A 9,775-nucleotide genomic window follows, 5' to 3' on the forward strand; every position below is an offset into this window, starting at 1 on the left:
TCTGTCATACCAGTTCCTCCAGCGGCTTGTAGCAGGCACGTAAGCGACCATCACCGAAACGCTCAAGCGGCGGTGCAGAGGCACAAATATCCATGGCATGCGGGCAACGTGGCTGGAACGGGCAGCCTTTTGGCAGACGCAGCAGGTTTGGCGGATTTCCCGGAATGGTCAGCATCGCACCCCCCTCGGCATCCAGACGCGGAACTGCATTGAGCAGGCCGATGGAATACGGATGGCAAGGCTCGTAGAAGACATCGCGTGCACGGCCATATTCCATGGTACGACCGGCGTACATCACCAGCACTTTGTCGCAAATACCGGCGACCACACCCAGATCATGGGTAATCATGATAATGGCAGTATTAAACTCAGCTTTCAGCTCATTGAGTAACGTCATGATCTGCGCCTGAACGGTCACGTCCAGCGCCGTTGTTGGCTCATCGGCAATCAGCAATTTCGGACGACACAGCAAGGCCATTGCAATCATCACGCGCTGGCGCATGCCACCGGAGAATTCATGCGGGTACATTTTCATGCGCTTGCGGGCTTCCGGCATTTTTACAGCGTCCAGCATGCGCACGGACTCTTCAAACGCTTCACGCTTGCTAAGTTTTTTATGCAGGATCAGGACTTCCATCAGCTGTTCCCCAACGCGCATGTACGGGTTGAGGGACGTCATCGGATCCTGGAAAATCATCGAAATCTGTTCTGCACGCAGCTTGTTCAACTGGTTTTGTGGCAGGTTCAGGATTTCGCGACCGTTGAATTTCGCCGTCCCGCCGATGCGGCCGTTACTGGCAAGCAACCCCATCAGGGCGAAGGCAGTCTGGGATTTACCGGAACCAGATTCCCCGACAATACCGAGTGTTTCACCGGCACGCAGATCGAAGTTAAGGTCGTTAACGGCGGTAACATCACCGTCCGGTGTCGCGAAGGTCACGCGCAGGTCTTTGACATCTAAAAGAATCGGCGACGCTGTGCCCTCAGTTGCGGCAGGTGCTGCAAATGTGGAATGTTCAATTGTGCTCATGGTCGCACTCCTTAACGATCTTTCGGGTCGAGGGCATCACGCAGGCCATCGCCGATAAAATTGAAACAGAACAGAGTGACAACCAGGAAACCTGCCGGGAACAGCAGCAACCAAGGTGAAACTTCCATCGAGTTGGCGCCGTCGCTCAGCAACGCGCCCCAGCTGCTCAGTGGCTCCTGCGTACCCAAACCTAAGAAGCTCAGGAAGGATTCGAACAGGATCATGCTTGGAACCAGCAGTGACGCATACACCACCACGACACCCAGCACGTTAGGGACGATGTGACGCAAAACGATATTGCGCGTGTTCACACCACTCACCAGCGCAGCTTCGATGAATTCTTTGCGTTTCAGGCTGAGGGTCTGACCGCGAACAATACGCGCCATGTCCAGCCAGGACACCATCCCGATTGCCACGAAGATCAACAGGATATTCTGCCCGAAGAACGTTACCAGCAGGATAACGAAGAACATGAACGGGAAGGAGTTAAGGATTTCCAGCAGGCGCATCATGGCGGAGTCGATTTTACCGCCCAGATAGCCGGACAAAGATCCGTACAGCGTACCGAGGATCACCGCCACCAGGGCCGCAGCCACACCGACCATCAGGGAAATGCGCCCGCCGATAGCCACACGCACCAGCAAATCACGGCCAGAAGAATCGGTGCCGAAATAGTGATGAGAGGCGAAATCAGGCGCGCCAGACATCATGTTCCAGTCAGTATCGTCGTAGGCAAACTGTGACAACATCGGCGCAAACGTAACGAAAAGTGCGATAAAGGCCAACACAATCAGGCTGGTGACCGCAGCGCGGTTATGCATAAACCGGCGTCGCGCGTCCTGCCACAAACTGCGGCCTTCAACTTCCAGCTTTTCGCTGAAGTTTTCGACGACGTCGCTATTTTTTTTACTTAAGATCATTGACGTACTCCGGCATTAATAACGGATTTTCGGGTCGATGACGGCGTACAGCACGTCGACGATTGCATTGAACAGAATGGTCAATGCGCCCACCAAAATGGTCAGGCTGAGAACCAGCGAGTAGTCACGGTTTAATGCTCCGTTAACAAACAGCTGGCCGATGCCCGGCAATCCGAAAATGCTCTCGATAACCATAGAACCGGTGATGATCCCAACAAAAGCTGGCCCCATATAGGACAGTACCGGCAGCAGCGCGGGCTTCAGTGCGTGACGCAGAATAATGCGACGCAGCGGTAAACCTTTGGCGCGAGCCGTACGGATGAAGTTGGAGTGCAGAATTTCAATCATAGAACCGCGGGTGATACGCGCGATACTGGCAATATACGCCAGTGAGAGTGCGACCATCGGCAGGATCATGTATTTCGTTCCGCCGCCATTCCAGCCCCCGCCCGGCAGCCATTTCAGGGTGATCGCAAATATCAGCACCAGTAACGGCGCAACCACGAAACTGGGAATAACTACCCCGGTCATCGCCACGCCCATCACGGTATAATCCCATTTCGTGTTTTGATTCAGCGCAGCAACAACACCCGCCGACACACCAAAGAAAATCGCCATGATAAATGCCGCCAGCCCGAGTTTCGCTGAAACCGGGAACGAGGCCGCAACCAGATCATTAACGGTGTAATCCTTGTATTTGAACGACGGGCCGAAATCACCTTTCGCCAGCTGTTCTAAGTAGTGGAAATACTGCTTATACATCGGGTCATTGAGGTGGTATTTCGCCTCAATGTTCGCCATCACTTCTGGCGGAAGATTACGCTCACCCGTAAAAGGGCTGCCCGGTGCGAGACGCATCATAAAAAACGAAATGGTGATCAGAATGAATAGCGTCGGAATCGCTTCCAGACAGCGGCGTAAAATAAACTTTAACATTGCCCGTACCTGTTTCTAAGCCTGTCACTACAGCTTGATAGTTTATGGCTTGATCACGACGGCCATCGGGTGATTACCGTCATGGTGGCTCTTTGCTTCAGCACGAAAATTTCGCGCTAAAAACTTTACCTTCATCAAAATACAACGAGCAGGGCAGCTCGGGGATGCCCTGCTCTGCACTATTTAATTAGTGTTTGATGATGTACAGATCTTTCACGTAGACGTTGTCTTGTGGATCTTTACCGGTGTAACCACCGACGTAAGGTTTCACCAGACGGGCGTTCACGTAGTAATAAACAGGCACGATAGCAGAGTCTTTATCGAGCTGAGCTTCCGCTTTCTGATACAGCGCAGCGCGTTCTTCGTCAGTTTTCACATTCAGAGTATCAGCGATGTCTTTATCAAACGCCGGGCTCTTATAGTGCGCAGTGTTGTTGCTGCTGTCAGACAACATGGTGTTCAGGAAGGAAGAAGGTTCGTTGTAATCAGAGCACCAGCCTGCACGTGCAACGTCGAAGTTGCCCTGATGGCGGCTGTCGAGGAAGGTTTTCCATTCCTGGTTGACCAGTTTAACGTCAACGCCCAGGTTTTTCTTCCAGATAGCGGCAGCAGCGATAGCCAGTTTTTTGTGCAGATCAGAGGTGTTGTACAGCAGATCAAACGTCAGAGGCTTAGCGGAAGTGTAACCTGCTTCGGCCAGCAGTTTTTTCGCCTGCTCGTTACGTTGTTCCTGCGTTTCTTTGAACCAGGCCGGAGGCGTCAGTTTTGCGCCATCGGTGTAAGGCGGTGTGTAGCCGTACGCTGGCAGATCGCCCTGCGCTTTCACTTTGTTCACGATGATGTCGCGATCCAGACCCAGTTTCAGAGCTTCACGAACGCGGGAATCGGTGAATGGCGCTTTCTGGTTGTTGATTTCGTAGTAGTAAGTACACAGATACGGGTCAACATGAACCTCAGCCGGGATTTCTTTTTTCAGTTTCTGGAACAGTTCGATCGGCATGTTGTTGTAAGTCATGTCGATTTCGCCGCTGCGGTAGCGGTTTACGTCTGTCACTTCAGAAGAGATTGGCAGGTAAGTCACCTGGTTGATCACAGTTTTCGCGTTGTCCCAGTAAGTCGGGCTACGTTCCAGAACGATACGTTCGTTGACGGTCCAGGCTTTCAGGGTGTACGCGCCGTTGCTCACATAATTTTCAGGCTGAGTCCATTTGTCGCCAAATTTCTCAACCACTTTTTTGTTTACCGGCTTCATCGCGGTGTGAGACAGCATTTTTACGAAATACGGAACAGGTTCGGTCAGTGTCACTTGCAGGGTATGGTCATCAATCGCCTTCACACCCAAGGTATCAGGGCTTTTTTTGCCGCTGATGATGTCATCGATGTTTTCGATGTGACCGTATTGCAGATAGCTCTCATATGGAGAAGCGGTTTTCGGGTCAGCCAGGCGCTGCCAGCTGTAAACGAAATCTTCTGCAGTGACAGGATCGCCATTTGACCATTTAGCTTCCGGACGCAGGTGGAAGGTCCAGACTTTAAAATCTTTGTTATCCCAGCTGGTTGCTACGCCGGGGATTACGCTGCCGTCTTTGCTGTCGGTATTAACCAGGCCTTCAAGCAGGTCACGGATTACGTTTGATTCCGGCACGCCTTCAACTTTATGCGGGTCAAGTGACTGAACTTCAGAACCGTTATTACGCACCAGTTCTTGTTTAGCCGCCAGAGTTACGCCGGCAGGCACATTGGCCGCAACTGCGTTATTGATAGAAATTGTTCCCACCGCAGCCATGATGCATGCAGCCAGCAGATTTTTTTTTGTGATGTTGGTCATTTTTATTTAACTCCAATTTTTATTATGAACTTGCACGCCCGGGTGCAAGATAAACCCTTGCTGGGTCAATGGGTTTCAAAAGCAGGAACGAATTGCTCGAGAAAGGCCCCCCATGTAGTACCACCCGCAGATGGCTGTCCCCTATTACTGCATGTTGCTACATCTCAGGTTTGATGAAACGTCAGGCTGTATTCGCCGTGCGGTTTCCGGGATCGTTAAGGATGATCCCACTCCATTTGATAACCCCGTACGTAACTTCACAATGTTCAGTCGCACACCAGGCAATCACATTCTGTTATTTCTGTACTTCACCCGATTATTTTCTTTTAACCCGGATTAAGGCGATAGAAAATCCGTCGCAGTTAAGCGCTGTCATTCATTTTAATCAGAAGAAGTACTGAAGATTTGTTTTGTTGAATCGGGAGAGTCAACGCAAGGTTGTTAATTGTCGTCATCTCAATGCCTGACTTTCTTTTCACGGAAAGCGAGCGAGGATAATTTTGTGATACGCATGATGACACGACACTCTCCAAAACAAATGAAATTGCTTCAATCTCTCTACGCCTGGCAAGATTCATTCTCACTCAGAGCATGACTCTAAACAAAATTCCATTTTTGAAGACGATTTGAAAATTATCAGAAGCCTGATACGGGCGCCAATAAATTTTGCAAATTTGTTACGTAATTCTCTTTTATGCGTTAAGTGTGCCAGAAGGACACCCGCGACCTCACATCAGAAATAGCACTTAACCCATTGTTATATATCGAGTTAATACGGTATTTCTCACACCTTTTTGTAAAGACGGTTGTTCAGGAATTGCTCTGACACAATCAGTTAACAATCGGATGATTTCAAGGATAAAGCGCTGTTAACTGCTGTGTTAACACTAATAACATCTCGGTACGGCCTGCACAAGCCTTACAGAATGATGTGGGTAAATTAACGGCAATACGGGCAATAAATAACGGTATTTAGCGAAGAATTAGCTAAGTTTATTAGAATAAATGGAGACTTGGATTAAAAAGGAAGGTGAAATGTAGATTTACGCCACATTAGGGTGCAAATGCTCTCAATTAAGTCATTAGCTGCACTATAATAATGCACAGGATTATAAGAAGGAGTAATAATTCTCACGGATAAGGTTAATGTATCCGCGAGAATTTGCAGGCTAAGAATCAGAGCAAACCGGGGAAAATAGCTTTAATACCGGTGACGATAAACTCAATACCGAGTGACATCAGTAAAAGACCCATGATACGGGTAATGACGTTTATGCCGGTTTGCCCTAACAGGCGGACTAATAAAGGTGCCGCACGGAACAGCAGCCAGCAACAGAATGCAAAGAAGATGATTGCAACGGTCAACCCCAGCAGATTCTGCCAGCCGTTGTACCGTGAACTCCAGACAATCGTCGAGCTTATCGCACCCGGTCCGGCCATCAGCGGCAAGGCCAGCGGAACCACGCCGACATTTTCACGGATTGCCGTTTCTGATTTCTCCTGCTTGTTCTGCTTATCTTCACCCAGCTTTCCGCTGATCATCGACATCGCTATCGTCACCACCAGGATCCCGCCGGCAATACGGAACGAATCAATGGAAATCCCGAACAGGTGCAAAATCGCGTCGCCAAGGAAAAGCGCCGTCGACAATATAATGGCCACTGACAGGTTGGCTGTCATGTTGGTCTTATTACGTCCCGCCGCTGCCTGATAGCTGGTCATGCTGATAAAAACCGGCAAAATCCCTACCGGGTTGACCAGTGCAAACAGGCCGACGAAAAATTTGATATACCCTGAAAAATCTAATAAAGATTGGCTCACGCAGAACTCCGCACAAATATGCCAGCAGAAGAAGGTTTTGATGGGCGCTAATGTACTGGAATCCCCGTAAAGGCGCCACGCCGTTTCATAGTTTTTATCACCAGATTTAGAAATAAAGGCAGTGAATAAGGCTTTTGTTAAAAATGAGTTTTTTTATTGATAACTTTAGCTACTAAACTGTATTATCCATGGGTAAATTTGATAATCATTCTCAACAACACACTGCTGAATGGTGTCAGCATCGGTATTCAGTGATCCAGATCAAATTCACCTTGCCTACAAATAGGTAAGCTCAGTACATAGTCACTCAGCGTTACTTGAAGACAAAACGTTCAGTGATAGAGGCGATTTAAAAGATATCGACTTTACCCGGTGCTTCACAACTGAAAGCTCTTTGAGCAAATAAAGAGACAAAGACAACACATTGAGATCTTTAGCATTAATTAGTTTCTCACGGTGACTGATAGCAGGTCTATACTAGTCTTTGGCAGATTATTTACTAAAAGAGTTTAACTTTATCAGGAGAGCATTATGGCTGTAACAAATGTCGCTGAACTAAACGCACTCGTAGCACGAGTCAAGAAGGCACAGCGCGAATATGCCAACTTCAGTCAAGAACAAGTAGATAAGATTTTCGCTGCCGCCGCCCTGGCTGCTGCCGATTCTCGAATTCTCCTTGCCAAACTGGCTGTTGAAGAATCCGGAATGGGTATCGTCGAAGACAAAGTGATCAAAAACCACTTCGCCTCTGAATATATCTACAATGCTTACAAAGATGAAAAGACCTGTGGCATTCTGGGTCAGGATGATACTTTCGGTACCATCACTATCGCTGAGCCAATCGGCCTGATCTGCGGTATCGTTCCAACCACCAACCCAACTTCTACTGCGATTTTCAAAGCGCTTATTAGCCTGAAAACCCGTAACGGCATCATCTTCTCCCCGCACCCACGTGCAAAAAATGCGACCAACAAAGCTGCTGATATCGTGCTGCAAGCCGCTATCGCTGCAGGTGCACCAAAAGACATCATTGGCTGGATTGATGAACCAAGTGTAGAACTGTCTAACCAATTAATGCATCACCCTGACCTGAACCTGATTCTGGCAACCGGTGGTCCTGGCATGGTTAAAGCAGCATACAGCTCTGGTAAACCAGCGATCGGTGTAGGTGCAGGTAACACCCCAGTTGTTGTTGACGAAACTGCCGACATCAAACGTGTTGTCGCTTCTGTTCTGATGTCTAAAACCTTCGATAACGGCGTAATCTGTGCTTCTGAACAGTCCATTATCGTCGTTGATTCTGCTTATAATGCAGTTCGTGAACGTTTTGCTTCCCACGGCGGCTACATGCTGCAGGGCAAAGAGCTGAAAGCGGTTTCTGATATCATCCTTAAAAACGGTGGCCTGAACGCTGCTATCGTAGGTCAGCCAGCAGTGAAAATTGCTGAAATGGCCGGCATCAAAGTTCCTGCTAACACCAAAGTGTTAATCGGCGAAGTCAGCGTTGTTGACGAATCTGAACCGTTTGCACACGAAAAACTGTCCCCTACCCTGGCAATGTACCGTGCTAAAGATTTCGAAGATGCGGTAAACAAAGCTGAGAAACTGGTAGAAATGGGCGGTATCGGCCACACATCTTGTCTGTACACAGACCAGGACAACCAACCAGAACGTGTGAATTATTTTGGCAACAAAATGAAAACCGCACGTATCCTGATCAACACCCCGGCTTCACAGGGTGGTATCGGTGACCTGTATAACTTCAAACTTGCTCCGTCTCTGACGCTGGGTTGCGGTTCATGGGGTGGTAACTCCATCTCTGAAAACGTCGGTCCTAAACACTTGATCAACAAGAAAACTGTAGCGAAGCGAGCAGAAAACATGTTGTGGCATAAACTTCCGAAATCAATCTACTTCCGCCGTGGCTCACTGCCAATCGCGCTGGAAGAAGTGGCAACGGATGGAGCGAAACGCGCTTTCATCGTGACTGACCGTTACCTGTTCAACAACGGCTATGCTGACCAGATCACCAGCGTTCTGAAAGGTCACGGCATTGAAACTGAAGTGTTCTTCGAGGTTGAAGCGGATCCAACTCTGAGCATCGTTCGTAAAGGTGCTGAGCAAATGAATTCCTTCAAACCAGACGTTATCATCGCTCTGGGTGGCGGTTCCCCAATGGACGCCGCGAAGATCATGTGGGTTCTGTACGAACACCCGGACACTCAGTTTGAAGATTTGGCGCTGCGCTTTATGGATATCCGTAAACGTATCTACAAATTCCCGAAAATGGGCGTGAAAGCGAAAATGATTGCGGTCACCACCACTTCCGGTACAGGTTCTGAAGTGACTCCGTTCGCTGTTGTCACCGACGATGCAACCGGTCAGAAATATCCACTGGCTGACTATGCGCTGACACCTGATATGGCTATCGTTGACGCAAACCTCGTCATGAACATGCCTAAATCACTGTGCGCCTTCGGTGGTCTGGATGCGGTGACTCACGCACTTGAAGCTTACGTTTCTGTACTGGCTAACGAATATTCTGACGGTCAGGCTCTGCAGGCCCTGAAATTGCTGAAAGAAAACCTGCCGGCCAGCTACAAAGACGGTGCTAAAAACCCGGTTGCTCGTGAACGTGTTCACAATGCGGCAACTATCGCGGGTATCGCGTTTGCCAACGCCTTCCTGGGGGTTTGCCACTCAATGGCCCACAAACTGGGTTCTGAGTTCCATATCCCACACGGCCTTGCTAACGCCATGTTGATTTCTAACGTGATTCGCTACAACGCCAACGATAACCCAACTAAACAGACTGCTTTCAGTCAGTATGACCGCCCGCAAGCGCGTCGTCGTTACGCAGAAGTCGCTGACCATCTGGGTCTGGGTGCTCCTGGTGACCGTACTGCACAGAAAATTGCAAAACTGCTGAACTGGTTGGATGAAATCAAAGCGGAACTCGGCATCCCAACGTCTATCCGTGAAGCTGGCGTTCAGGAAGCAGACTTCCTGGCTAAAGTAGATAAACTGTCTGAAGATGCGTTCGATGATCAGTGTACCGGTGCTAACCCACGTTACCCTCTGATTGCAGAACTGAAACAGATTCTGATGGATACCTACTACGGTCGCGAATTCAGCGAAGAAGTTGCTGAAGAAGTGGTTGTTGCAGCGCCTAAAGCTGAGAAGAAAACCAGCAAAAAATAATCTGCTGAGATTCTGATAGCAAAAAAACCCGCCGGAAGG

The 9,775-nt window shown here is 49.0% G+C and carries 6 protein-coding genes; 1 reads left to right on the top strand and 5 read right to left on the bottom strand.

The window, feature by feature from the left end; genetic code table 11:
• Window positions 1-4 precede the first annotated feature (4 nt).
• From J1782_RS06455 to J1782_RS06475, 5 genes are all read right to left on the bottom strand, one after another.
• Window positions 5-1,030, bottom strand: a complete 1,026-nt coding sequence (locus J1782_RS06455; protein WP_165057118.1) for an ABC transporter ATP-binding protein — start codon at window positions 1,028-1,030, stop codon at window positions 5-7.
• Window positions 1,031-1,041: 11 nt separating this feature from the next.
• The gene (gene oppC, locus J1782_RS06460) at window positions 1,042-1,950 is read right to left on the bottom strand and encodes an oligopeptide ABC transporter permease OppC (RefSeq protein WP_152325915.1); all 909 of its coding nucleotides are present in this window, start codon (window positions 1,948-1,950) and stop codon (window positions 1,042-1,044) included.
• A gap of 15 nt (window positions 1,951-1,965) precedes the next feature.
• Window positions 1,966-2,886, bottom strand: coding sequence for an oligopeptide ABC transporter permease OppB (gene oppB / locus J1782_RS06465; protein WP_217152682.1), 921 nt, complete (start codon window positions 2,884-2,886; stop codon window positions 1,966-1,968).
• A gap of 187 nt (window positions 2,887-3,073) precedes the next feature.
• Window positions 3,074-4,714 carry an oligopeptide ABC transporter substrate-binding protein OppA gene (oppA, locus tag J1782_RS06470; RefSeq protein WP_152325913.1) on the bottom strand — a complete coding sequence of 547 codons (1,641 nt, stop codon included), beginning with the start codon at window positions 4,712-4,714 and terminating at the stop codon, window positions 3,074-3,076.
• A 1,176-nt stretch (window positions 4,715-5,890) separates the two neighbouring features.
• Window positions 5,891-6,535: a YchE family NAAT transporter gene (locus J1782_RS06475; RefSeq protein ID WP_104921625.1), complete on the bottom strand. Its 645-nt coding sequence runs from the start codon at window positions 6,533-6,535 to the stop codon at window positions 5,891-5,893.
• A gap of 531 nt (window positions 6,536-7,066) precedes the next feature.
• On the opposite strand from J1782_RS06475, the gene adhE reads away from it, so the two are divergent.
• Window positions 7,067-9,736 (top strand): bifunctional acetaldehyde-CoA/alcohol dehydrogenase, encoded by a 2,670-nt coding sequence (gene adhE / locus J1782_RS06480; protein WP_152325912.1) that lies wholly within the window; start codon window positions 7,067-7,069, stop codon window positions 9,734-9,736.
• The last annotated feature ends 39 nt before the right edge of the window (window positions 9,737-9,775 follow it).

The sequence above is a fragment of the Rahnella sp. BCC 1045 genome, assembly GCF_019049615.1.
Lineage (GTDB): Bacteria > Pseudomonadota > Gammaproteobacteria > Enterobacterales > Enterobacteriaceae > Rahnella > Rahnella contaminans.